At 39.5% G+C, this 25,407-nt stretch carries 22 protein-coding genes and 1 riboswitch; of the genes, 21 read left to right on the forward strand and 1 reads right to left on the reverse strand.

What is annotated here, in order from left to right; genetic code table 11:
• Positions 1-143: 143 nt before the first annotated feature.
• From cobJ to J0N78_RS11400, 20 genes are all read left to right on the forward strand, one after another.
• Positions 144-1,760 (forward strand): precorrin-3B C(17)-methyltransferase, encoded by a 1,617-nt coding sequence (gene cobJ, locus J0N78_RS11305; protein WP_209123195.1) that lies wholly within the window; start codon positions 144-146, stop codon positions 1,758-1,760.
• Positions 1,761-1,848: 88 nt separating this feature from the next.
• The gene (locus J0N78_RS11310; RefSeq protein ID WP_209123197.1) at positions 1,849-2,727 is read left to right on the forward strand and encodes a sirohydrochlorin chelatase; all 879 of its coding nucleotides are present in this window, start codon (positions 1,849-1,851) and stop codon (positions 2,725-2,727) included.
• Between the two features lie 8 nt (positions 2,728-2,735).
• The gene (gene cobK, locus J0N78_RS11315; RefSeq protein WP_209123199.1) at positions 2,736-3,503 is read left to right on the forward strand and encodes a precorrin-6A reductase; all 768 of its coding nucleotides are present in this window, start codon (positions 2,736-2,738) and stop codon (positions 3,501-3,503) included.
• A 5-nt stretch (positions 3,504-3,508) separates the two neighbouring features.
• Entirely contained in the window at positions 3,509-4,159 is a 651-nt protein-coding gene (locus tag J0N78_RS11320) for a precorrin-8X methylmutase (RefSeq protein WP_209123201.1), read from the forward strand.
• Positions 4,160-4,162: 3 nt separating this feature from the next.
• Complete coding sequence (locus J0N78_RS11325; RefSeq protein WP_209123202.1) at positions 4,163-5,290, forward strand: cobalt-precorrin-5B (C(1))-methyltransferase; 1,128 nt, start codon at positions 4,163-4,165, stop codon at positions 5,288-5,290.
• The gene (gene cbiE / locus J0N78_RS11330; RefSeq protein ID WP_209123204.1) at positions 5,260-6,471 is read left to right on the forward strand and encodes a precorrin-6y C5,15-methyltransferase (decarboxylating) subunit CbiE; all 1,212 of its coding nucleotides are present in this window, start codon (positions 5,260-5,262) and stop codon (positions 6,469-6,471) included. Before J0N78_RS11325 ends, cbiE begins: the two co-directional genes overlap by 31 nt.
• Positions 6,468-7,175: a precorrin-2 C(20)-methyltransferase gene (gene cobI / locus J0N78_RS11335; RefSeq protein ID WP_209123206.1), complete on the forward strand. Its 708-nt coding sequence runs from the start codon at positions 6,468-6,470 to the stop codon at positions 7,173-7,175. The genes cbiE and cobI overlap by 4 nt, the downstream gene beginning before the upstream one ends.
• Positions 7,176-7,979: a precorrin-4 C(11)-methyltransferase gene (cobM, locus tag J0N78_RS11340; RefSeq protein WP_209123208.1), complete on the forward strand. Its 804-nt coding sequence runs from the start codon at positions 7,176-7,178 to the stop codon at positions 7,977-7,979.
• Complete coding sequence (locus tag J0N78_RS11345) at positions 7,972-9,051, forward strand: cobalt-precorrin 5A hydrolase (protein ID WP_247747253.1); 1,080 nt, start codon at positions 7,972-7,974, stop codon at positions 9,049-9,051. Before cobM ends, J0N78_RS11345 begins: the two co-directional genes overlap by 8 nt.
• A gap of 15 nt (positions 9,052-9,066) precedes the next feature.
• Positions 9,067-10,461: a cobyrinic acid a,c-diamide synthase CobB gene (locus J0N78_RS11350; RefSeq protein WP_209123210.1), complete on the forward strand. Its 1,395-nt coding sequence runs from the start codon at positions 9,067-9,069 to the stop codon at positions 10,459-10,461.
• A complete protein-coding gene (gene cobT / locus J0N78_RS11355; RefSeq protein WP_209123212.1) occupies positions 10,448-11,521 on the forward strand; it encodes a nicotinate-nucleotide--dimethylbenzimidazole phosphoribosyltransferase in 1,074 nt (357 codons plus the stop codon). Before J0N78_RS11350 ends, cobT begins: the two co-directional genes overlap by 14 nt.
• Positions 11,522-11,541: 20 nt before the next feature.
• Positions 11,542-12,312, forward strand: a complete 771-nt coding sequence (cobA, locus tag J0N78_RS11360; RefSeq protein WP_209123213.1) for a uroporphyrinogen-III C-methyltransferase — start codon at positions 11,542-11,544, stop codon at positions 12,310-12,312.
• Positions 12,313-12,620: 308 nt separating this feature from the next.
• Positions 12,621-13,619: a FecCD family ABC transporter permease gene (locus J0N78_RS11365; RefSeq protein WP_247747265.1), complete on the forward strand. Its 999-nt coding sequence runs from the start codon at positions 12,621-12,623 to the stop codon at positions 13,617-13,619.
• Positions 13,619-14,434: a heme ABC transporter ATP-binding protein gene (locus tag J0N78_RS11370; protein ID WP_209123215.1), complete on the forward strand. Its 816-nt coding sequence runs from the start codon at positions 13,619-13,621 to the stop codon at positions 14,432-14,434. The genes J0N78_RS11365 and J0N78_RS11370 overlap by 1 nt, the downstream gene beginning before the upstream one ends.
• A 9-nt stretch (positions 14,435-14,443) precedes the next feature.
• Entirely contained in the window at positions 14,444-15,514 is a 1,071-nt protein-coding gene (locus J0N78_RS11375; protein WP_209123216.1) for a methyltransferase domain-containing protein, read from the forward strand.
• A 16-nt stretch (positions 15,515-15,530) separates the two neighbouring features.
• Positions 15,531-16,544 (forward strand): ABC transporter substrate-binding protein, encoded by a 1,014-nt coding sequence (locus tag J0N78_RS11380; RefSeq protein WP_209123217.1) that lies wholly within the window; start codon positions 15,531-15,533, stop codon positions 16,542-16,544.
• A gap of 625 nt (positions 16,545-17,169) precedes the next feature.
• The gene (locus J0N78_RS11385) at positions 17,170-18,798 is read left to right on the forward strand and encodes a spore germination protein (RefSeq protein ID WP_209123218.1); all 1,629 of its coding nucleotides are present in this window, start codon (positions 17,170-17,172) and stop codon (positions 18,796-18,798) included.
• Positions 18,795-19,901 carry a GerAB/ArcD/ProY family transporter gene (locus J0N78_RS11390; protein ID WP_209123219.1) on the forward strand — a complete coding sequence of 369 codons (1,107 nt, stop codon included), beginning with the start codon at positions 18,795-18,797 and terminating at the stop codon, positions 19,899-19,901. The genes J0N78_RS11385 and J0N78_RS11390 overlap by 4 nt, the downstream gene beginning before the upstream one ends.
• Positions 19,898-21,112, forward strand: coding sequence for a Ger(x)C family spore germination protein (locus tag J0N78_RS11395; RefSeq protein ID WP_209123220.1), 1,215 nt, complete (start codon positions 19,898-19,900; stop codon positions 21,110-21,112). The genes J0N78_RS11390 and J0N78_RS11395 overlap by 4 nt, the downstream gene beginning before the upstream one ends.
• Positions 21,109-21,333: a hypothetical protein gene (locus tag J0N78_RS11400; RefSeq protein WP_209123221.1), complete on the forward strand. Its 225-nt coding sequence runs from the start codon at positions 21,109-21,111 to the stop codon at positions 21,331-21,333. The genes J0N78_RS11395 and J0N78_RS11400 overlap by 4 nt, the downstream gene beginning before the upstream one ends.
• Before the next feature lie 126 nt (positions 21,334-21,459).
• On the opposite strand, the gene thiC is transcribed toward J0N78_RS11400, so the two are convergent.
• Positions 21,460-23,214 carry a phosphomethylpyrimidine synthase ThiC gene (thiC, locus tag J0N78_RS11405; RefSeq protein ID WP_209123222.1) on the reverse strand — a complete coding sequence of 585 codons (1,755 nt, stop codon included), beginning with the start codon at positions 23,212-23,214 and terminating at the stop codon, positions 21,460-21,462.
• 219 nt (positions 23,215-23,433) lie between these two features.
• Positions 23,434-23,545: riboswitch (TPP riboswitch) on the reverse strand.
• Positions 23,546-23,933: 388 nt separating this feature from the next.
• Here thiC and J0N78_RS11410 point away from each other — a divergent pair.
• Positions 23,934-25,304 (forward strand): aspartate kinase, encoded by a 1,371-nt coding sequence (locus J0N78_RS11410; RefSeq protein WP_209123223.1) that lies wholly within the window; start codon positions 23,934-23,936, stop codon positions 25,302-25,304.
• Positions 25,305-25,407 lie beyond the last annotated feature (103 nt).

Consider the following 25,407-nt stretch of genomic DNA (forward strand, 5'->3'; position numbering starts at 1 on the left):
AGAAGTAAAGATGGAAATCGGATTATGGTCCATTCTAGGAACCGGTTTACTTATTGGTTTTTATCGGCACTTTAAGTATAGGATTTGGTCTAGCTTTGTTATTTCTTGCATAAGGTAATTCATGAAAGAAGGAGATGATTGGAATGGAACGAGGGAAGTTACTAATTATCGGATTCGGTCCAGGCAGTGAACAACATATGACATTTCGAGCAAAGGAAGCGATTTTAGAGTCAGATTCGATTATTGGATACAGTACATACGTTGATTTAATTCGACCATTAATTACGAAACAAGAAATTGTTCGAACGGGAATGACAGAAGAGGTGAGTCGGGCTCAGGAAGCGGTTAGACAAGCAGAAACTGGAAAAAAAGTGGCGGTCATTTCAAGTGGTGATTCAGGTGTTTACGGAATGGCAGGCCTTGTATATGAAGTGTTAATTGAGAAAGGGTGGCAAGAAGAAACGGGTGTAGAGGTTGAAATAATCCCAGGTATTTCTGCAATTAATTCTTGTGGATCATTACTAGGTGCACCGATTATGCACGATGCATGTACGATTAGTTTAAGTGACCATTTAACACCTTGGGAACTCATTAAAAAGCGGGTAGATGCTGCAGCCCAAGCAGACTTTGTCATTGCATTATACAATCCACGCAGTGGAAAGAGAACAAAGCAAATTGTTGAAACGCAAAAAATTCTATTAAACTACCGATCGCCAAATACTCCAGTTGGCTTGGTAAAGAGTGCCTATCGAGAAAGGGAACACATTGTTATCACCGATTTAGCCCATATGCTCAATCATGAAATCGGGATGTTAACAACCGTGATTATTGGAAATAATTCTACATTCATTTATGACGGGAAGATGATTACGCCACGAGGCTACCAACGAAAATATACGTTGAATGGAAGTGACCAACAGCTTAAACCACATGAAAGGTTAAAAAGAGAAGCAGAACCTTGGGCTCTTCATGGAGGGATGGAAGAAGAAAGAGGTGAGGTTGAAAGACCGCTCAGTTCCCGTATGCTAGCAGAAGAAGCGTTACAAAAATTAAATATTGAAACGAAAGTGTCTGATAAAGCAACCCATGAAAAAGACGTCGTGTTTCAACAAGAAGATATCTTTGAATTTGCTGTATCTCCTGGGATCGCTAATAAAAAATTAACACCGCTGCAAATGATGACTTTAGCTGAAGCTGTCGGTGAGGAAGCGGATCTTGAGTATACACCAGATCATGTCATTAAAGTATCAGTGAAAACAGCTAATCCAAATAAAATTACGAAACGCTTATCAGATGTAGGATTACTTCTTCTCCCAATTGGTGATGTCGTAAATATAAAAGCATGTGATTTTTGCGATGGTGAAAAAGCAGAATCTATTCCTCAAGTAGAAGAACTCGGGCAACGTATTGGTGGTATGACAGTTCCAAAGCAATTGAATATTGGATTTAATGGATGTGGAATGGCTTGCTACGGGGCGCCAACCAATGATATTGGCATAATTTATCGTAAAAAAGGCTTTGATTTATTTTTAGGTGCAAAAACAACGGGAAGAAACGCCCATGTTGGACAACTCGTTGCTGAAGGTGTTGAACAAGAAAGAATTGTTGATCTCGTTGTAAAAGTCGTAAATGACTATAAAGCTCGTGGACTCCCAAATGAACGCTTTCACAAATTTTTTAAACGTGTGCAAGAAATTGAAGGTTTTCATTATCGAGAAGTACCGGAACAAGTTGTTGTAGATATGGTTTGTGGAGATTAATTGAAGTAGTTCAAAAAATCCGGGGGAAACCTTAATAAACTTTACGGATTTTTGTTCTCTTAGCAGTATGAATAGAGGAGGAAGAGAAATGGATGCAATTTTATTTATCGGCCATGGAACGAAAAAAAGAGAAGGTAATGAACAACTACTTCAGTTTGTAGAGTCATTAGTAAATGACATATCCTGTCCGATCGTTGAGACATGTTTTTTAGAGTTTTCCAATCCGACAATTCGAGATGGGATCAAGCGTTGTATTGAACTTGGAGCGACGAAGGTTGCACTCGTACCAATGATGTTTTTCTCAGCAGGTCACGCAAAAATTCATATTCCTGTTGAAATCGATGAAGCGAAAAAAGAGTACCCTCAGGTTCAATTTACTTATGGAAGACCGATTGGTGTACACGATAAAGTATTTGATATTTTACAATCACGCTTAGAGGTTGTTGGCTTTAAAGAAGAACAAAAGGATGCTGGTATTTTACTAGTCGGCCGAGGTAGTAGTGATGCCGATGCTAATAGTGAATTATACAAGATTGGTAGATTGTTATCAGAAAGAGTAAACATGGCCAATGTAGAGCTGTCTTTTATAGGTGTAACTACACCAACTGTTGAAGAAGGTGTTGACCGTTCCATCAAGCTCGGGGTAAAGAAAATTTATATTATTCCTTATTTTTTCTTTACGGGTATTTTGATGGACCGAATGAGCGAAAAGCTTCAAGCCTTTCAAACAAAGCATCCTGACCTACAGTTTGCAATGACTGAGTTTTTCGGCTTCCATCCTGAATTAAAAACGATTTTTATCGACCGAGCGAAAGAGGCGCTTGAAGGAGAAGTGAAACTCAATTGTGACGTCTGTTCCTACAGGCTTCATGCGATTGAACATATGGATGTCCATCACCATCATCATCACGCCCATGACCATGACCACCATCACGACCATGATCATGATCATGAGTTGCAAAGGTAGGTTGACAAATGATTTATGTAATAGCTGGTACAAGTGATGCAAGAGAGCTAGCGATAACGGTGAAAGCTGCAGGTTATGAAGTGGTTTCTTCAGTTGTGACGGATAATGCAGCGATTTCATTACGAGAAGCAAACATTGAAACAATCGTTGGAAGGTTAACGGCGGAAGAGATGGCAGACTTTATTCATAAAAGAGGAATCAGGATGATTGTAGATGCGTCGCATCCATTCGCTGAAGAAGCTTCAAAAAATGGTGTGGAAGCCGGGCGACTTGCGCAAATACCTTATGTGCGCTATGAGCGTGAAGATTATCAAGATGATGATGAACTTATTACGTATGTCAAGTCTTATGAGGAAGCAGCTGTACTTGCAAAAGAGCAAAAAGGTGTTGTGATGTTAACGACCGGTAGTAAAACGTTACAAATTTTCACAAAGCATCTTTTACAAGTAGAGGGAGTGCGGTTAATCGCAAGGATGCTGCCTCGAAAAGATAATATGGAAAAGTGCGAGGAATTGGGCGTTGAGCAAAAAAACATTGTAGCGATTCAAGGACCTTTTTCTAAAGAACTCAACATTGCCCTATTTAAGCAATATGATGTCACTTTAATGATTACAAAGGAAAGTGGCAAGGTCGGATCTGTTGATGAAAAGGTTGAAGCTGCTAGACAATTAAATATACCAATTATAATGATTGCTCGTCCAAAAATTGACTACGGACATATTTGTAGAACATTTACGGACGTTTTAAATACTATAAATCAAAAAGTTGAGGTGTAAATAATATGGATTTTCAAACGCAATTTAAACCATTAACTGTACAACCACAAGAGATTGAAGGATTAAGCTTTCAGATGATTACTGATGAATTAGGTGAACATGATTTTACAGAGGAACAATATCCAGTCGTGCAACGAATCATTCATGCATCTGCTGATTTTGATTTAGGCAGAAGTGTTGTGTTTCACCCGGATGCAGTGCGAGCAGGAATTCAAGCGATCCGTTCAGGAAAGAAAGTAGTTGCTGATGTACAAATGGTTCAAGTAGGCATTAGTAAACCACGTCTTGAAAAATTTGGTGGCAGTGTTCATGTGTATATTTCTGATCAAGATGTTATGGAAGAAGCGAAACGGTTAAATACGACTCGAGCGATTGTGTCCATTCGTAAAGCGATTAAAGAAGCAGATGGCGGAATTTTTGCGATCGGAAATGCACCGACGGCATTACTAGAGCTTATTCGTTTAGTAAAGAACGGTGAAGCACGGCCTGGACTCGTCATTGGCATGCCCGTAGGCTTTGTTTCGGCAGCGGAGTCTAAGGAAGAGCTCGCTAAATTGGATATCCCTTTTATTACAAACATCGGTCGTAAAGGAGGAAGTCCAGTAACTGTAGCCGCGCTAAATGCATTGTCAATCATGGCTGAAAAGCAGGGATAAACCATGAAAAAGAAAGTGGAAAAAGACCCGAAACAGATGCGGTACGGTTATACAACTGGAGCAAATGCAACTGCGGCAACAAAAGCCGCATTGCTTTCTCTTCTTCAACAAAAAGAAGTGAAGGAAGTATCCATCCGGTTGCCAGTCGGTGAGGTGGTTACGTTTCAAATGGAAAACGTAACCTTTAGTCAAACGGAAGCTTCAGCAACTGTTATTAAGGATGGCGGCGACGACCCTGATGCTACTCATGGGGCAGAGATTGTTTCGACCGTCCGATTAACAAATAACGAAGGTATTCACCTAGATGGTGGCATCGGGGTTGGAAGAGTTACAAAACCTGGCCTACCTGTAGCTGTAGGCGAGGCGGCAATCAACCCCGTCCCTCGACAAATGATTATGGGAGTCGCTTTAGAAGTATTCGAACAATTCTCACTTACGAATGGTGTTCGGATCATTATTTCTGTTCCAGAAGGGGAAGAGATTGCAAAAAAAACATTGAACGGTAGATTGGGGATTATTGGCGGGATTTCAATCTTAGGCACGAGGGGGATTGTTGTTCCGTTCTCTACTTCGGCTTTTAAAGCGAGTATTGCTCAGGCGATCCAAGTAGCCGTCACCAATGGGTGTGATCATTTATTTTTAACGACGGGTGGTAGAAGTGAGAAGTTTGCGATTGAAACCCATCCTGAAATAAAAGAAGAAGCGTTTATTGAAATGGGCGATTTTGTTGGGTTCGCATTAAAGCAATGTAAGGCGAAAAAAGTAAAAAAAGTAACCCTCGTTGGTATGATGGGAAAGTTCTCAAAAGTGGCTCAAGGTGTCATGATGGTACATTCTAAAAGCGCACCCGTCGATTTTAACTTTCTTGCAGAAGTAGCAAGAGAATCAGGGGTACCGAATGAATTAATAGAAGAAATTCTTGGAGCGAATACAGCTTCACAAGTTGGAACCCTCATGTTGGAGCATGAGCATCCCACTTTTTTTTCAAAGCTGTGTGAGGCTATTTGTCATCAGAGCCTTAAAGAGATTAGAGGCGGTTTAGATATTGAAGCATATATCATTTCAATGAGCAAAGAAGTGTTAGGAAGGGAGGTTGTAAAGTGGAACAACCAATTAAAATCATCGGAATAACAGATGGTGGGAAGGCGAGTCTTTTACCGATCTATGAAAAGTGGATCTATGAAAGTGAATGTCTGATAGGAGGAGAACGACAATTAAGTTTTTTTCCAGAATTTCAAGGTGAACGTATCGTGTTAAAAGGCGGCTTAAAGTCGGTCGTTGAACAGCTACAAACATCAAATAAGCGCTGTGTCTTATTAGCTTCTGGAGATCCATTATTTTACGGGATCGGAAGTTATCTTTCAAAAAAAATACCAGTTGAAATTTATCCAAATATCAGTTCCATTCAAGAAGCTTTTGCAAAAATTCAAGAAAGCTGGCAGGATTGTACATTTATTAGTGTGCACGGTCGTGCCATGAAAGGGCTAGCGCAAAAGGTGGATGGCAAAGATAAAGTTTGTCTATTAACAGATGAAACAAACTCACCAGCTGAAATCGCGAAGTATCTTCTTTCCTACGGGATAAAAGAATATGATGGATACGTAGCGGAAGCGCTTGGAGGAGAAAATGAAAAAGTCGTTTCACTTTCTTTAGAAGAAATGGCTGGTTACGAAGGTCATCCCCTGAATGTTGTGATCTTGAAACGAAATGGAGATGGTCCTAGCTGGTCGATCGGAATTTCAGATGATCAATTTAAACAAAGAAAACCAGATAAAGGTTTAATTACGAAACAAGAAGTGAGAGTGCTTAGTTTGTCTGAATTAAACTTGCATGAAAATTCCGTTGTTTGGGATATTGGCACGTGTACAGGATCTGTTGCCATTGAAAGTGCAAGAATAGCAAGACGAGGTCAAGTTTATGCGATTGAAAAAAATCAAGCTGACTATGAAAATTGTTTAGAAAATACAAAAAAATTCAGAACAGATATTACCATTAAATGTAATAAAGCCCCTGAAGGACTAGAAGAGTTTCCGAATCCTGATGCCATATTTATCGGTGGTACAGGTGGAGAAATGCAGGAATTACTAAAAGTATGTGCGAGTCGCCTCAATAAAGGTGGACGAATCGTTTTGAATGCGGCTACCATCGAAACTCTATATCTAGCGAATGAAACGTTTGCGGCGCTAGATTTTGAAACATCGATTAAACTCGTGCAAATTTCGAGAAGTAAACCCATTTTACATATGAACCGTTTTGAGGGATTGAATCCAATTTACATCATCACAGCAAAGCATAAGGAGGAACTAGAATGACAATCGGAACCGTATACGGTGTTGGGGTGGGTCCTGGCGATCCTGAGTTAATCACAATTAAAGCATATCGAATGCTTAAAGAAGCTGATGTCGTTGCTTACCCGAAAAAAAGGAAGGGTAGTAAAAGCTATGCTTATCAAATTGTCGAACAATTTATCGATACAGAAAATAAAGAAATGCTCGGACTCGTCTTTCCAATGACAAAGGATCAAGACGTCCTTGACAGAGAATGGCGGACAATCGCCGGACAAGTATGGGATTATGTCAAACAAGGAAAAGATGTTGCGTTTGTAACAGAAGGCGACACGATGCTGTATAGTACATTTATTCATATGTACCGATTGATGAAAGAACTTTATCCCGAAGTCAATGTCGTTTCTATACCTGGGATCTCATCGGTAAACGGTGCCGCATCAACACTTGGCATTCCACTTGCAGATGGAGATGATTGGACAGGGATTATCCCAGCAACAGAAAATCGTGATGAGATGAAAAAAGCACTGCAGGATCATGATGGGATTGTTTTTATTAAGGTAGCAAAAGTATTGCCGATGATGATTGACCTTTTAGAAGAACTGGATTTAATTGATAAAGCGACGGTTGTTACAAAGGTAACATCTGGTGAGGAATATATTTGGAAAGATGTTCGTGAATTAAAAACGGCAGAACTCGAATATTTAACGTTAATGTTAGTAAGAAAGTAGGTGACTCTTTTGTTAGAAGCAAAAGTGTATATTGTTGGTGCAGGTCCAGGAGACCCAGAACTGATTACGGTAAAGGGACAGAATATTTTGAAGCAAGCAGATGTCATTTTATATACCGATTCTCTTGTGAACGAACAGTTAATGGAAGTGGCAAAGCCTGAAGCGGAAATTTTAAAAAGTGCTGGAATGAACTTAGAAGAACTTGTAGATTGTATGGTTACTAATGTTGAACAAGGGAAAAGTGTTGCCCGTGTTCATACAGGAGACCCCGCAGTCTATGGTGCGATATTAGAACAGATGCGTTATTTAAAGCGTGCTGAGGTAGATTATGAAATCATTCCTGGTGTGAGTTCAGTATTTGCAGCAGCAGCAGCAGCTGGAATTGAACTAACTGTACCAGAGTTAACACAAACGGTGATTTTAACGCGAGCGGAAGGTCGAACACCGATGCCAGAGCGAGAACAGTTAAAAGACTTAGCAAGTCATCATTGTTCAACGGCTTTATTTTTAAGTGCAACATTAATTAAAAAAGTCGTTCGTGAGTTCCTTGAAGCAGGGTGGCTCGAAACCGATCCGGTCGTCGTTGTTTACCGTGCCTCTTGGCCAGACCAAAAAGTAGTGAGAACGACGTTAGGACAATTAGATGAAACGATGAGAGCTGAAGGTATTCGGAAACAAGCGATGGTGATCATTAGTAAAGCCGCCGATGAGCGTCTTTTAACCGAAGAAGGAAAATATGAATCAAAGCTTTATGATAAAACTTTTACCCACGGCTTTCGTAAAGGGGAACAGGTTAATGGATAACATTGCTTTAGTTGCGATTACCAAACATGGTGTCGACTTGGTTCGAACGTTACGTAATTCCATGCCAAAAGCAGATATGTTTTATATGAAGAAGTTTGAACGTGGTGATGAACGAGAAAAAAATATCCAGTTATTTGAGGGTTCTATTAGACTTCTTTTACCGGATATGTTTAAGCGCTATGATGGAATTATTATGGTTATATCCTTAGGGGCTGTGGTTCGTATGATTGCTCCGATTTTAAAAGATAAGAAAACTGACCCTGCTGTCGTCGTTATTGATGATAAAGGGGAGTTTGTCATTAGTGTGCTTTCTGGACATATTGGTGGTGCTAATGATTTAACTCGTGAAGTGGCTTCCTATATTGGGGCAACTCCTGTTATAACGACGGCATCCGATGTACAGAAGACGATTCCTGTTGATATATTCGGGCGTGAATTTGGCTGGAAGGTTGAAGATTATGCAAATGTGACTCCGGTAAGTGCCGCTGTAGTGAATGAAGAACCGGTTCTCATCTTGCAAGAATCTGGCGAGAAAACGTGGTGGAAGCATGATCGGCCACTGCCGAAACAGATGAAAGTGGTACAATCCTATGAAGAGGCACTTGATATTGAATATAATGCATCCCTCGTGATCACTCACCGGATTTTGTCGCAAGAAGAAGAGGACAAATTGTTAGCGAATGGCGTATTATATCGACCCAAATCCGTTTATTTAGGCATCGGTTGTAACCGTGGAACGAGTGTCGATGAAATTAAACAAGTCATTGAGGAAACGTTGAAAGAGCAAGAGATCTCTATTCAGGCAGTTAAAGCGATTGCCACGATTGATTTGAAAAAGGATGAAGAAGGATTAATAGAGGCTTGTAGCGATTATGGCTGGGATTTCATCTATTACACCCCAGAACAATTAAACGCTGCGCCGATAAAAAACCCTTCGGAAACGGTGTATAAATTTACTGGAGCCTATGGTGTCAGCGAACCGGCAGCGCTTATTGCTGCGGGAGTAGACGAACCTTTATTAGAAAAAAAGAAAAGTGGCAATGTAACCATTTCTATTGCTGTGAAAAAGTAGTTTATAGGATGTGACATGATGCAACGAAGATTAGTGATTGCTGGTACGAATAGTGGAGTAGGAAAAACAACATTGACGATCGGATTGATGGCAGCTTTTAAAAGGAAGGGGCTAACGGTTCAAGGCTTTAAGTGTGGACCGGATTACATTGATCCTAGTTATCATACCGCTGTAACAGGTAGACATTCACGAAATGTTGATAGTTGGATGCTAGATCATGATATCGTCAACGATATTTTTGTGGAAGCGAGTCAAGGAGCGGACCTTTCGATGATTGAAGGGGTAATGGGCTTTTATGATGGAAAAAGTCCGAAAAGTAATGTAGGGAGTACAGCAGAAATTAGTTTACTTCTTCAAGCACCTGTCATTTTAGTCGTTAACATTGCAAGTATGGCGAGAAGTGCCGCGGCCATCGTCAAAGGCTATCAAATGCTAGATCCAAACGTCAATATTGCGGGTGTCATTTTAAATCAAGCAGGTAGTAAAGGACATTTTGAACTGTGTAAAACGGCTGTTGAGCAAGAATGCGATGTACCTGTCGTTGGGTATTTATTAAAAGGAGATGGTCTAACGATTCCAGAACGCCATCTAGGGTTAATTCCAGCGATCGAGAGGGGCGAATTGGATGAGTTTTTTTATGAACTTGGGGATGTCGTCGCAGATCGAATAGACTTAGAAGAGCTATTGCGTATTTCTGAACAAGGTCCGGCACTTGAGTTGAAAACAGACTTATTTTTAAAGCAGGATGAAGGAGAACGAAAGGTTAAAATAGCTGTCGCCTACGATTCGGCATTTAATTTTTATTATCGTGAAAACTTCAAATTATTAGAGCGAGCAGGTGCAGAGCTTGTTTTCTTTAGTCCGTTAGCAGGTGAAACGTTACCTATTGGAGTAGATGGCTTGTACATTGGTGGTGGCTTCCCAGAAGAGTTTGCTAAAGAGCTATCAGAAAACGACCAAGCCAAACTGGATATAAGAAACGCTATTTCAAATGGACTGCCTACGTTTGCTGAATGTGGTGGATTTATGTATTTGACAGAATTCATGGCAAATAGGCAAGGCGAAACGTTTCCGATGGTCGGTATGATCCCTGGAAAGGTTAAAATGCAAGAAAGATTAGCTGCGCTCGGGTATCGTCAAGTGACTGCTATCGATGAGACGTTTCTATTAAAGAAAAATGAAGAAGCTCGTGGTCATGAGTTTCATTATTCTATTTTTGAAAGTGATGAGGAGTTGCCAAAAGCCCATTATATTAAAGCGCTTCGCGGTGAAAAAGAAGAAGGCTATAAGACTGACAATCTAGTCGCAGGCTATACGCATATTCATTTCGCTTCAAATCCACAAATCGCTGTTTCCTTCGTTGATAAATGTCTACAGTACAAGGAGAAGAATAAAGATGAAGAAAATTGATAAAATCCTCTCGCAAATAATGCCACTCGATGCCCAAGTGATGCAAAGTGTAAGTGAACATGTTGATCAATTAACAAAGCCGATCGGTGCTCTCGGTAGAATTGAAGAGTTAGCCATTCAACTAGCAGGAATTACTAGAAAAGAACGTCCGACGGTGAAATCACCTGCTGTTATTGTTTGTGCGGGAGATCATGGCATTGTATCTGAAGGAGTCTCAGCTTATCCGCAAGAAGTGACCAAACTAATGATTCATAACTTTATTGAGGGGCGTGCAGCTATTAATGTATTAGCCAACCAAATTGGTGCCTCTGTGACAGTAGTCGATGTTGGTGTGAATGGTGAGGTGAACGATCCATCTCTAGTTATGAAAAAAGTGAAAAAAGGGACGAATAATTTTTATACAGAAGATGCCATGAGTGAACATGAAGCATTACAAGCGATTGAGGCAGGGATGGATGTAGCAAAAAATGTAATTGATAATGGTCATGAAGTGATTATCATTGGTGAAATGGGAATTGGTAACACGACCGCGAGTAGTGCATTAATTGCTGCTTATACGAATGCGAATGTTCAAGAGGTTGTTGGACGGGGTACGGGATTAAACGATGAAGAACAACAACATAAAATTGCAATTATTGAAGAAGCGCTAAAGCGTCGAAACATAAACGGTGCCTCAACGCTTCAAGTGTTAGCACGGGTAGGTGGCCTTGAAATTGCTGCATTAACAGGTGTTTTATTACAAGCAGCAGCTGATCGTACTCCCGTAATTGTTGATGGCTTTATTTCAACAGCAGCTGCTCTAGTGGCTTATGAATTGTCTCCAACGATCAAGGACTATTTGATAATTAGTCACCAATCGGTAGAGCCTGGGCATAAAACTGTATTTGAATATTTAAATAAAAAGCCCCTTCTATCCCTTGATTTAAGATTAGGAGAAGGGACAGGAGCAGCATTAGCTTATCCACTTCTAGATGCGGCAACGCGAATTTTAACCGAGATGGCGACATTTGCTGATTTAGGGATTGAAAAGAAGGAACTACCAAGTGAAAGTACATTGTAGAGTGTAAAGGTGGGAGCGAAATGAAAAACGGAAAGGTGTACTTAGTCGGGGCAGGACCAGGGGATCCGAAGTTAATTACGGTTCGTGGTTTAGAGTGTATTAAAGCGTCTGATGTCATTATCTACGATCGGCTGGCAAACCCTTCCTTACTTGAGTATGCAAATGTGGGTGCTGAAGTAATATATTGTGGGAAGCTTCCTAAGCAGCATACATTAAAACAAGAGCAAATAAATGATCTATTAGTAGAGAAAGCGAAAGAAGGAAAAGTTGTTACGAGATTAAAAGGGGGCGACCCTTGTGTATTTGGTAGAGTCGGAGAAGAAGCTGAATTTTTATCTCGTTACGATATCCCGTATGAAATTGTTCCAGGGGTGTCCTCTGGAATTGCAGCCCCAGCTTATGCGGGAATTCCAGTGACTCACCGCGATTACGGCTCAAGTTTTGCGATGGTCACTGGTCATTTGCAAAGTGAAGAAAATAACGAAGAAAAGTGGAAGGCATTAGCAAATGGAATAGATACGGTTGCATTTTACATGGGTGTGAAAAATTTGCCTTTGATCTGTAATCAGCTCATTCGTCACGGGAAAAAGGGATCGACTCCAGTGGCAATTATTGAATGGGGAACAACGGACAAACAACGAACAGTTGTAGGAAATTTAATGAACATTGAAGAAAAGGCGACGGAAGCTAAAATTTCTCATCCTGCAATTATTCTTGTAGGTGAGATTGTCTCCTTACGCGAAAAAATTCAGTGGTTTAGTGAAGAAGAAATAGAGATGATAGAAAAGTAATAAGGGTGACACTTCAACGACCAAATATAGATGCAATACCGAATGGATGCGTCTATATTTGGTGGTAATTGAAGCACTTAAACGCGAAAGTAATCGATTCTTAGTACGTTTTCATAAAAAACTTGTGACAAATGGGGATAGTAGGGCATGAAACAAATCGTAATAATTTCGATTTGTGAAAAGGGGGCCGGTAAATGCAAGCTGATTTAAAAAGCAGTACTTCTCAGGCGTTAACAAATGAAAAAATAAAGTCCAGAGCTATACAGTTTTTCTTTGTAATCATTTTAACAGTTGTTCTTCTAGGTTCGATGACAGCTGCAGTTATGCTAGGACCTGTTTCCATTTCTCCATTAACCGTATGGAAAATAGCCTTGTCCAAACTACCATACATAAGCGAGTTCATTAGCAACGACTGGTCACAAGCGCAGGAACAAATCATTTGGGAAATTCGCTTCCCGAGAGTTTTATTAGGTGCTGTGGTGGGAGCTGGTTTAGCAGTAGTAGGTGTTGCCATTCAAGCATTAGTTCGTAATTCATTAGCAGATCCATTTATTCTTGGCGTATCATCAGGGGCATCTGTTGGTGCAACATTAGTTATTATCTTCGGTGCTTTTAAACTATTTGGACAATATGCACTGTCAATGGCAGCTTTTTTAGGAGCCCTTACTTCCGTCTTACTTGTTTTTATGTTAGCTCAAGTACGAGGTAGAATTTCAACGGTTCGTCTATTACTAGCTGGAATTGCTGTTTCAATGATGTTATCGGCTGTAACGAGTTATATTGTCATCTCCGCACCACGAGAAGAAGGAATTAGAGACGCAATGTTTTGGATGATGGGTAGCTTAGCGGGGGCAAAATGGGAGCAACTGCCGGTTCCTTTCCTTTGTCTATTAGGAGGAGTTATTATTTTAATTCTTTCTTATCGACCTCTTAACTTACTGTTAATGGGAGATGCAACGGCAACAACACTCGGAATGAATATTGATGTCTTTAAGAAATTTTTAATCTTACTAACGGCTTTATTAACGGGGGTGATGGTCGCCGTAAGTGGAGCGATTGGTTTTATCGGCCTTATGGTTCCACATATCGTCCGCTTAATGGTGGGCTCAGACCATCGAAGAGTATTAGTCGTTAGTAGTTTAGTAGGTGCGATCTTTTTAGTCTGGGCAGATGTTGCTGCAAGAACAGTCGTATCGCCTCAAGAATTACCAATCGGGATTGTAACGGCAATATGCGGTGGCCCATTTTTTATTTGGCTTTTGCGAAGAAGTAACTATTCTTTTGGAACAGGGGATGGTGACAACTAATGGAACTATCAGTCCAAAACGTCATAACGAAAATCGATCAAAAACAAATTATCGAGGATATTAACTTTAAAGTGAATACTGGCGAATTTGTTGGGGTTATTGGTCCAAATGGTAGTGGGAAGTCGACGCTGTTAAAAACGATTTATCGCATTTATGCACCTCATACTGGGGACATTTTTATCAATCAATCCAATATGAATAAATGGACGAATCGCAAGTTTGCTCAAAGAGTGGCTGTTGTAGGTCAAGAAAGCTCGGTTCCGTTTGATTTTACGGTCGAGGATATTGTTCGAATGGGCAGACATCCCCATAAGAAATTTTTAGAAAAAGATAATGATTACGATGATACGATTGTCACACGGTCATTAAAAGAAGTTGGGATCGAACACTATAAAAATAGAAGCTTTTCGAATTTATCGGGTGGTGAAAAACAGCGGGTCTTAATTGCTAGAGCCCTTGCTCAAGAACCACAATTATTTATATTAGATGAACCTACAAATCATCTCGATATCCACCATCAACTCCATCTACTTGACGTTGTTAAAGGGTTGAAGTTAACGTCTTTGGCTGCGCTACATGATTTAAACTTAGCGGCATCCTACTGTGATAAATTACTTGTTATGTATGAAGGAAAGATTGTTGCAGAAGGTTCACCAGATCAAGTGTTAACGGAAAAGTTACTAGCAGACGTTTTTCATGTGAACGGAACTGTTATTAAGCATCCTCTTACTGGAAAAACGCATGTGTTGTATACGTCAAAAATGTTTGATCAATCGCAAGCAGTACCTTTTCAATCTTTTGCTTCGAATCATTAGGAGGAAGGAATGGGCGAATTTAACTGTAATTATTGTGGGTTTCAATACGAGGAGCAAAATGGAGATACGAAAAACGGAATTCCTAAAGGAACATCTTTTCAACAACTGGCAGGCTCACTTTGCAATCGCTGCGGTATGCAAGGTGAACGACATGAAAGACAGGTTTCTCAGCCTTATATCGGTCTTGAAGCTGAGTATTTTGATTTGTTTACTGGGAAATCAGGCTTGAAATTTTATAAAAATTGGTTGGCTTCATTTACAAACTGTAACGTTTTAGAATTAGGTGTTGGAACGGGAAGAGTCGCTTTTGAATTAGCTAATCAGGGGATCGCTGTAACCGGCATAGATACGAGTGAAAGCATGCTAAATATTGCTGAGAAGAAAAAGAAAAGATTAACTGATCCATCCAAGCTAAGCTTACTGCAAGAAAATGCGTTAAGCTTTTCCGCTTCAACTAATTATACTCACGTTTTATTAACGGAAGGTTTTTTGCAGCACTTTCTCTTACCAGAAGAACAACTACAAGTAATAGCAAATGTAAAACACTATTTAGTAAGTGGTGGATTTGTAGCAATAGATATCACCCTTCCACCAAATGAGAGTCAGTGGGCCATTCATCAATGTAAGCAGTGGGGGAAGAAGCGAATTTATCAAACGATCAAAGGACAGACATTTTTATCACGACAAATATTTGAAGCAACGTTAACGTATGAAACGTATGAACAAAACATGGAACAAGCGAAATTTAAAGTAGACCGAGAGTACAGTCTCATTCTTCCACGAGAATTGGGATATCTTTTAAAAGCAGAAGGATTTGAAGTAGTGGAAATGCTTGAAAGCAACCAGCTTTACAGTGAATGTTCAGCGGTCACTTGCTTAATGCCGTACTTAGTAAAAAACAAGGCGGCTAAATTAAGAAGAGATGAAACGCTTGATGAAAAGGTAAATGATGAAACAAGGAAGCTAGTACCTTACGAACAGGATGTTTGGACAAACGGTGGCTATCCACTACCTATGCAAGGAGATTCAAGAGAACAGCATCTAAGTAGTCGCTTTACGATTATTGCAAAATATACGTAGTAAGGAGAAATGAGAGATGAAAAAATTAAATACAATGAAAACGATACTAGCAGGGCTTATTACAGCAATCATGTTAGTAGGGTGTGGACAAGATGTCAGCACAAACGAAGACGTTGGAACAACAGGCTCCGAAACGGAAGAAACGTCAAATGTGGAACAACAAGAAAGTGCATATGAAACGGTTGAAATTGAAAATAATGACCAACTATTAGTGTTTACAGAGCAGCCGAAGCGAGCGGTTACGTTAAATCAACACGTAACAGAAGTTATGCTCGCACTAGGACTAGAGGAATTTATGGTTGGGACTGCTTACTTAGATGATGAAGTGTTACCGGAATTTAAGGAGGCTTATGAATCAATTGCTGTATTATCCGACAAATATCCATCGCAAGAAGTATTTTTAGCAGAAGAGCCTGACTTTGCTTATGCAGGGTGGGCAAGTGCATTTCGTGAGGACAATATTGGAACAGTGGAACAATTGAAAGAGTTCGGAATTCCTGCCTATTTGCACGAATCTTCAACTAAAATAGGACCAACAATTGATGATATTTATACAGATATCCGGAATATTGCGCGTATCTTTAATGTGGAGGAAAGAGGCGAACAATTAATTGCTTCCATGAAAGAAGAGATGGGAGAAATTCAAAAGACGATCCCAGAGGTTTCAGAAAAAAAGAAAGTGTTCGTTTTTGATAGTGGGGAGACTGCACCGTTTACTGTTGCTCAAAACTTTTTAAATTCGTTAATTTCGTTAGCAGGCGCAGAAAATATTTTTAGTGAAATTGATAAAAACTGGGCTGAAGTAAGCTGGGAAGAGGTCGTTGACCGTGATCCAGATGTGATCATCATTGTCGATTACGGCGAAACAACTGTGGAAGAGAAAAAAGATTTACTTCTACGCCATCCAGCTTTAGAAAATGTTACCGCCATTAAGAACGAAAACTTTATCGTGATCCCGTTGTCAGCAGCAGCAGAAGGTGTACGAGCTCCGTATGCACTTGATATTTTAGTTGATGGATTGTACAACTAAAGTTCAGTTGTCATTCATTACACATCTGATGTTTCATACTAGAATACGAGCATAACGAAAGCCCGGTTTATCTCGAATAAGAGATAAACTGGGCTTTTTCATGTGGACCAGGAAATTGTAAAATCCTTGATTAAGCATTAGTGAGAGGCATTAGAACTGGAGTGTTCAGAAGGGAATGACACATGGCCAAGAGCGGGCCTATAGAGAGTGTTGAATTTTGTCTACTGTTGTCGAGAAATCGATAAATGACCTATAGTTGAAAATAAAAGACCCTAACTTGAAAATAAATCATACGAAGTTGAAAATAAAACCTCTAAACTTGAAAATATAACACTCAAAGTCAAAATTCCCTTAAAACTCATTCCCGTTAAATGAAGGGAATAGATACTTAAAATTGCATCTATTGATAGAGATCATTTCAGAAAGTCGTGAAACCCACCCTAAAGATGTAGGTTTTTGTTCGAAATGCTAAAAATTGTTGAGTGTGAGTAGATGTGTTTTTAGTACTGGATTATACAATCTAAACAAGTGTTATCAAAAGGAAAATATTTCAGGGGTATACATAGTATTGCTAATTTATAGCAAAATAACCATTAATGAGAATTTATTAAGGAGCTGGTTAGTATTGCATCGAAAGTGGAGGAATTTTAAGAAGCTTTATCAATTAAAGCAACAAAACCAATCTAACCAGAATCAAAATATAGATGGGCAACCATTTAATACAAAAGATCAGCTTTCAAGTCATCTAAATGAAAACATTACGTCTCTTCGAACGATTTATGAGAACTGTTCAGATGTAGTTTTCCGTCCTTTTTTAATAGAGGGAAAAGATAAAGCAGTTTTAATATATATAGAAGGCTTATCTAATGTTGAGGAAATAAATGATAACGTGCTGACACCGCTTATGGAAATACCTGAACAACAGCAATTGCAGCAATTAACAATGCAAGCAGAGCAGTGGGAGTTTAATAATTTTTCCTCTTTTCTAGAAAAAAAGATCTCTATCTCAAATATTAAGGAAGTACAAACGGTCACCGATGTGATCAATCAAATTTCTTCAGGTAACCCAGTTATTCTTGTTGATCAAAAAATTAAAGGCTTTTCGGTAGGATTAGCGAAGTGGGAAAAACGAGCAATTGAAGAACCTTCAGCTGAATCTGTAATTCGAGGACCACGAGAAGGCTTTATTGAAACGATTGGAGTGAATATCGCTCTTCTTCGACGTAAAATTAGAAGTCCAAAGTTGAAAATGGAACAGATGGAAGTAGGACGAGTAACGAAAACAAGTCTAGTACTTGCTTATATTGATGGATTAGTAGATCAGACTTTGATCGAAGAAGCTAAAAATCGGTTAAATCGAATTGATACTGACAGTGTGCTAGAAAGTTCATATATCGAGGAATTTATTGAAGATAACCCATTTTCTCCTTTTCCACAGCTATTAAATACAGAGAGGGCCGATGTAGTCTCCTCTTATTTATTAGAAGGGCATATAGCCATTTTAGTTGACGGTAGTCCTTTTGTACTCGTTGCTCCTACTACTTTTTATTCTTTGATGCAGGCATCAGAAGATTATTATCAGCGTCCGATGTTGAGTACGGCGATTCGCTGGTTACGTTATTTATTTATTGTAATTTCTCTTTTACTTCCTTCACTTTATGTAGCTGTTTTAACGTATCATCATGAAATGGTGCCGACTACGCTTTTGATAAGTATGGCAGCTTCTCGTGAGCCGATTCCATTTCCTGCAGTTGTTGAAGCGCTATTGATGGAAATTTTATTTGAAATTTTGCGTGAAGCAGGAATCCGTTTACCGAAACAAATTGGAGCAGCTGTTAGTATTGTTGGTGCCTTAGTTATTGGCCAAGCCGCCGTTGAGGCTGGGATTGTGTCTGCTCCTATGGTCATGGTCGTTGCTGTTACAGGAATCGCTTCCTTTTCTATACCGCGTTATAATGCAGGAATGGCCTTACGAATGTTGCGTTTTCCTATGCTCATATTAGCAGGGATACTTGGCCTGTTAGGAATTATGCTTGGCATCATTATGATTGTTACACATCTATGTACATTGCGATCCTTTGGGGTTCCTTATTTGTCACCAATGGCACCAATGAAAGGGCCGGATATGAAGGATGTCATGCTCCGATTACCTAGGTGGACAGATAACACACGTCCGCATTTAACAGGAGAATACAACAAGTATCGTCAAGCTCCGGGACAAAAACCAGATCCAACTAGAGGTGTAAATCAATGATCGAAAAAGGGAAAATTTCCTCTGCGCAAATGGCAATCATGATGCATCCGACTATCATAGCTACAGGCCTTCTGCTCGTTCCCTCCATTACCGCTGCAAAAGCTGGGCGTGATATGTGGATATCACCGTTATGGGGATCTTTAATAGGTTTCTTTGTCGTATATATCGCCTATCAATTACATAAACATTTTCCAAAAGAAACGATTATTGAATATAGTGAGCATATTGTCGGGCGTATTCCAGGAAAAGTTATTGGATTTTTATATCTGTTTTTTTATCTTCATGTGAATGGAATGATCCTTAGAGAATACGGTGAATTTCTGATGGGGATTTTTTTACTAAAAACTCCAGGGATCGTTGTTATCGCCAGCATGGTGCTAGTCTGTGCTTTTGCTGTACGCGGTGGTTTGGAAGTGGTTGCGAGAACGGCGCAGCTTTTTTTGCCTGTCGTCATTTTACTATGGCTACTCATCATTATATTCTTAATCCCAGATCTTGATCCGACCAATATGCTACCGGTTTTCGAAAAAGGTGTCATGCCTTCAATTTTAGGCGCAGCGGCCCCTGCAGCTTGGCTCAGTGAATATCTCCTCATTGCTTTCTTACTTCCTTATGTAACAGATAAGGAAAAGGGGTTACTTTGGGGGAACCTCTCTGTATTGAGTGTTGTATTTATTTTAGTTTTAACCAATTTGACCGCTCTTTTTTTATTTGGTGAAATCACAGCCGATCTGCTTTATCCCGTTATGAATGCTGGGAAATATATCGATGTAGCTCATTTTTTTACACATTTAGAATCGGTTATTATGGCGATTTGGATTTTAGGAACATTTATTAAAATCTCTGTGTTTTATTACGCTTTAGCTCTTGGGACGGCTCAATGGTTAAAGCTTTCAGAGTATAAATTTGTTGTTTTACCGCTTGGGTTTCTTTTAGTTACAGTGGCAGTATGGTCTACACCTAACCTGATTGATCTAAAGAGCTTTCTTGGAACATCGTCCGTTTTTTACTTACTCTCTTTCCAACTTGTGCTGCCTAGCCTTTTATTATTGATTAATCTACTACGGAAAAAAAGAACACAACAGAAAGGAGCTCAGGCATGAAGCGTTACTTCATTCGCAAAGGCTGCCAAACGATAGTGTTTCTGCTCCTTTGTAGCACTTTTTTTTCGCTTATAGGTTGTTGGGATCGCCGTGAAGTAAATGATATAGCGATCGTCTTAACTACAGGAATCGATTATAAGGATGAGAAAGAAATAGAGCTATCCGTGGAAATGGTCATGCCAGAAGAGATGGCTGGAAAAATAAAGGAAGGCGGAGGTGGGAGCGGTACGAGGACTACGTTTATTGAATCCGCTACCGGGATTACGGTGGCGGATGCTAGATCAAAGCTTCAGGAAAAAATTTCTCGGTATCTGTTCTGGGGACATGCCGAGGCGACTGTTATTGGTGAACAGCTGGCAGAAAAAGGAATACGGGAGCATGTGGACTTTTTTGCACGAATGGCTGAAGCCCGTTTGCGAAATCAAGTTTTTGTCAGTAAAGGGAAAGCCAAAGATCTCATCTCAAGTCTTCCACATCTTGAAGATAGTGCAACCCAGACGATACAAGAGTTATCTCAATTTCAAATCGGTATGAATGTGACGATGAGCAAATTAATGCAAATGTTGAAAAGTGAAACGGGAGGTGCCGCTTTGCCGATGATCGATAGTACTTCCTCTAAAAAGGAACCAGGGAAATTGCCAGATAAATCTCAATTGAAGTTGATGGGCACTGCTGTTTTTAAAGAAGATAAAATGATTGGTTCATTAGATAGTGAGGTTACAAGAGGTTTATTATGGTTAAGAGATGAAATTCGGTACGCTACAATTACCTTGGATGTTCCAGAGGGAGAAGGAAAAGTAACGATGGAAATGATCCGTTCCGAGACAGAGCTTATTCCACATCTTGAAAATGACAAATGGAAAATCACGGTTAAAATCAAAACGGAGGATGATGTGATTCAAAATGCGAGCAACTTAGACTTACGGAATCCAGAGTTCATTATGTTAATCGAAAAGGAAATAGAAAAAGAGGTTGAAGAACGGATCAAGCTAGCAGTAGAGAAGGTTCAAAAAGACATGAAAGTTGATATATTGAAATTCGATAGTACTTTCCAGCGTGAATACAAAAAGAAGTGGCAAACGGCTAAGGAAAGATGGGCTGAAATTTTTCCTGAGATTGAGATTGAATTTGTGGTTGATCCGCATATTCTACGTCCTGGGGGTTCCACTGGGCCACCTGCAGTACCGAAAAATGAGGTGAAACAAAAATGAAGTGGCTAATGGTTTTAGGCATTACTTTCGTGATAGCTCTAATGTTTTTGTATGAATGGCCGAAAATGAATCTAAAGCAAAAAAGGGAAAAATATACATTTGTAGTGCTTTCTGTTATAAGCTGGGCTCTAGCGATTCTTCTGCTTTTTTATCCTGAAATGCCTGGACCTACCGATATGATCGATCGAATTTATAAGCCTCTAGGTAAAATGCTTGAATAATAAAGAAGTGTATTATACGAATTGAAATGATAGACAGAATAAAAGAAGAAGGAAAAATCACCCTACGATAAATTAGTAGGGTGATTTCTCGTTAATATCCATAGTTGATAAAAATATATTCTAAGCTTACTTATAAATTTTACTTCCTTGTTCTTTAAACTCCTCTGATTTTTTATCCATCTCTTCTTTTAGCAACGTATGTTCATCGATGCCTTTTTCTTTTGCGGTTTGACGAATATCTTGGGAGATTTTCATACTGCAAAATTTAGGACCGCACATTGAACAGAAATGAGCCGTTTTAGCCCCTTCTGCTGGCAAGGTTTCATCATGAAAGCTCATCGCTTTTTCAGGGTCAAGGGATAGGTTAAATTGGTCGCGCCAACGGAATTCAAAGCGTGCCTTTGATAGTGCATCGTCACGTTTTTGTGCGTTAGGATGACCTTTTGCGAGATCTGCTGCATGAGCAGCAAGCTTATACGTAACTACTCCTTCACGGACATCATCTTTATTCGGTAAGCCTAAATGCTCTTTTGGCGTTACATAACAAAGCATTGCGGTTCCGTAAGAGGCAATCATTGCAGCACCGATCGCTGAAGTGATATGGTCATAACCTGGTGCGATATCAGTCGTTAGTGGGCCGAGTGTGTAAAATGGTGCCTCGTTACAAATGTCAAGCTGCTTATCCATATTTTCTTTAATTTTATGCATTGGTACATGGCCTGGGCCTTCTACCATCACTTGAACATCATGCTCCCAAGCAATTTTCGTTAATTCTCCTAACGTTTCAAGCTCAGCAAATTGCGACTCATCATTGGCATCTGCAATCGAACCAGGTCTTAACCCATCGCCTAATGAGAAAGCAATATCATAGGCTTTCATGATTTCACAGATCTCTGCAAAATGAGTATATAAGAAGTTTTCCTGATGGTGAGCAAGACACCATGCAGCCATGATCGAACCGCCTCTTGAGACGATACCTGTTAAGCGATTGGCGGTAATTGGAACATAACGGAGTAAAACTCCCGCATGGATTGTAAAGTAATCAACACCTTGTTCGGCTTGTTCAATTAACGTATCTCGATACACTTCCCATGTTAAGTCTTCAGCAACTCCGTTTACTTTTTCTAATGCTTGATAAATAGGAACAGTACCTACTGGAACAGGGCTGTTGCGAATAATCCATTCTCTTGTTGTATGAATATGCTTTCCTGTCGATAAGTCCATAATCGTATCGGCACCCCAGCGAATCGCCCAAGTCATTTTTTCGACTTCTTCTTCAATCGAGGAACTAACTGCTGAGTTTCCGATATTTGCATTAATTTTTACGTGGAAATTGCGACCGATAATCATCGGTTCACTTTCTGGGTGGTTGATGTTGGACGGGATAATCGCTCTTCCACTTGCAACTTCAGATCGTACAAATTCAGGCTCTAACCCTTCACGAATGGCGATAAATTCCATCTCTGGCGTAATAATACCTTTTTTCGCATAGTGAAGTTGAGTTACGTTTTTTCCTGGTTTTGCTCGTAATGGTTTTTTATTAGAAGTATCAAAGATTTCGACCGCTTTTGTTTTTTCGATATCGATGAAGCCATTATCTTCAGGTTTGATATTACGGCCTTCATAATACTCGACATCCACACGATCTAAAATCCATTTTTTTCGTAGCTCTGGTAATCCTTTACTTACATCTACTTGATAGGCCGAGTCTGTGTAGGGACCCGTTGTATCATATACCCTGAATGGTTCATTAACAATTTCTTCTCCGTTAAATGAAGTTGGGCTCAATTCAATTTCGCGAAAAGGAACTGCGATATTATCGTTCGTATTGCTTTTCACATAAACTTTCTTACTGTTTGGAAATGGTGTAAGTATAGACATAAAAAAATCCTCCTAGAGTTTGATTTAGTTCTTGCTGCTAGAACCGATCATGGAGGAGGGGAGTTTATCCGTATGTACAGAATAAGTATAGTCCTTGTTCATTTGTACTTCATCAATCTGACTTGACCTTCTTGGGCATTGAGATCCCCTTTATTGAAAAGCCATAGTCTCTAATCAATTCGTACAAATAAAAAACCGCTAGAAAGCGGTCGAATGGACATATGTATTCTACAAAATCCCTCCGCTAGCATTACCTAGATCAGGTTCACGGTCGACAACAGTATCGGTTGTCCTCTCAGCCCTTTGCTATCGAGCTCCCGTTTTCTTTAGTTGTACAATCAATTTACCATATTAATTATAAAAAGAAAACAGTTAATTTAAATTATTTTTTGTTTTTAGTGTAAATTGTATTTTCCAAACTTCACGAATGACAGGAGGATTTTCTATATAATAGCGAATATAAATTGTCAATTTGAGCTCTTTTTCTCCTCTAAAGCATTAATATCACATGAAAATCCTTCAATATGGGAGGGTTTTCTATCGATTAGAGTGAATGAGGAGGATGTGAAGGTTGAATAGACCAGTTGGTGATATATCCTTACATAGCCTACCATATCCATATTATTCAACTTTGCAAACGAGTGAGGGCTGTGATAAATTATGAATTATTGAAATATTAAGCGAACAGAATAAATTTTTTTAGGAGTTGGAGAAACGAGATGAGAGTAGCGAAATTCGGTGGAACATCAGTGGCGAACGCAGAGCAAATTCGAAAAGTGGCAAATATTATTGCTGAGAATCAGGAGAGAAAATTTGTAGTCGTTTCAGCACCTGGTAAGAGAGAAGCAACAGATACAAAAGTGACGGATCTACTTATACAATTAGCCGACGCTGTCGTACAAAAAGGGGATGTTGACAATGCATTCCGTGCAGTCGTTGGACGCTATGAAGAAATTGCATTGGATCTTAACTTGTCAGGTGAAATTATTGAAACGATTAAAGCTGACTTACAAATGCGTGTCGCCTTTGATCCTTCACATGAAGGAAAGTTTATCGATCAAATGAAAGCAAGTGGGGAAGACAACAATGCTAAATTAATCGCTGCTTATTTACAAAGTATAGGAATTGAATCTCAATACGTAAATCCAAAGGATGCAGGATTATTAGTTAGCGATGAACCTGGAAACGCACAAGTACTTCCTGAAAGCTACGATAATCTGTTTCAATTAAGAGAATGTCCAGGTGTTATTGTATTTCCAGGATTTTTTGGCTACTCGAAAGAAGGGACTTTAGTCACTTTCCCTCGAGGTGGTTCAGACATTACAGGATCGATTTTAGCTGCTGGTGTGAGGGCAGACTTATATGAAAATTTTACGGACGTTGATTCAGTATTTGCGGCAAATCCAAAGATCGTCGAAAACCCTGTGAACATTAAAAAAATGACATACCGTGAAATGCGTGAATTATCTTATGCTGGTTTTTCTGTATTTCATGATGAAGCATTAATGCCTGCATTCCGTCAGTCCATTCCTGTTTGTATTAAAAACACAAACAACCCTGAAGCGCGGGGAACGATGATTATGGCGGAGCGTGCGTGTGTAAGAAATCCAGTCATTGGGATTGCAAGTGACTCAGGATTTTGTACATTATATGTGCGTAAATACTTAATGCATCGTGAAATTGGTTTTGGACGTCGTTTGCTTCAAATTATTGAAGAAGAAGGCATTTCATATGAACATATTCCATCTGGAATTGATGATACATCGGTTATCTTAAAACAATGCCAATTAGACGGGGAAAAAGAAGACCGTATAATTTCGCGCATTAAAGAAGAATTAGATGTCGATGATGTGTATGTAGAGCGTGATTTTTCGATGATTATGATGGTCGGTGAAGGGATGCACAATACGATCGGTCTTTCAGCTCGGGCAACGAATGCCCTCGCGAATGCGAACGTCAATATTGAGATGATTAACCAAGGATCGTCTGAGGTAAGTTTAGTGTTTGGTATTCATCAAGAAGATGAAAAAAGAGCGGTTCGTGCTTTATATGATGAATTTTTTGGAGCTGCTGACGAGTCGATTGAATAACATTAGACAAGTGTAAAAACATTTAGTTTTAAGCGGAAAGCGATGCCGCTTCCAAGTTAAGATATGAACATTCATACGGTATATTACAGAAAAAATGAAGCTG

The sequence above is a fragment of the Alkalihalobacillus sp. BA299 genome (genome assembly GCF_017745675.1).
In the GTDB taxonomy this organism is placed as follows: domain Bacteria; phylum Bacillota; class Bacilli; order Bacillales; family Bacillaceae_F; genus Alkalihalobacterium.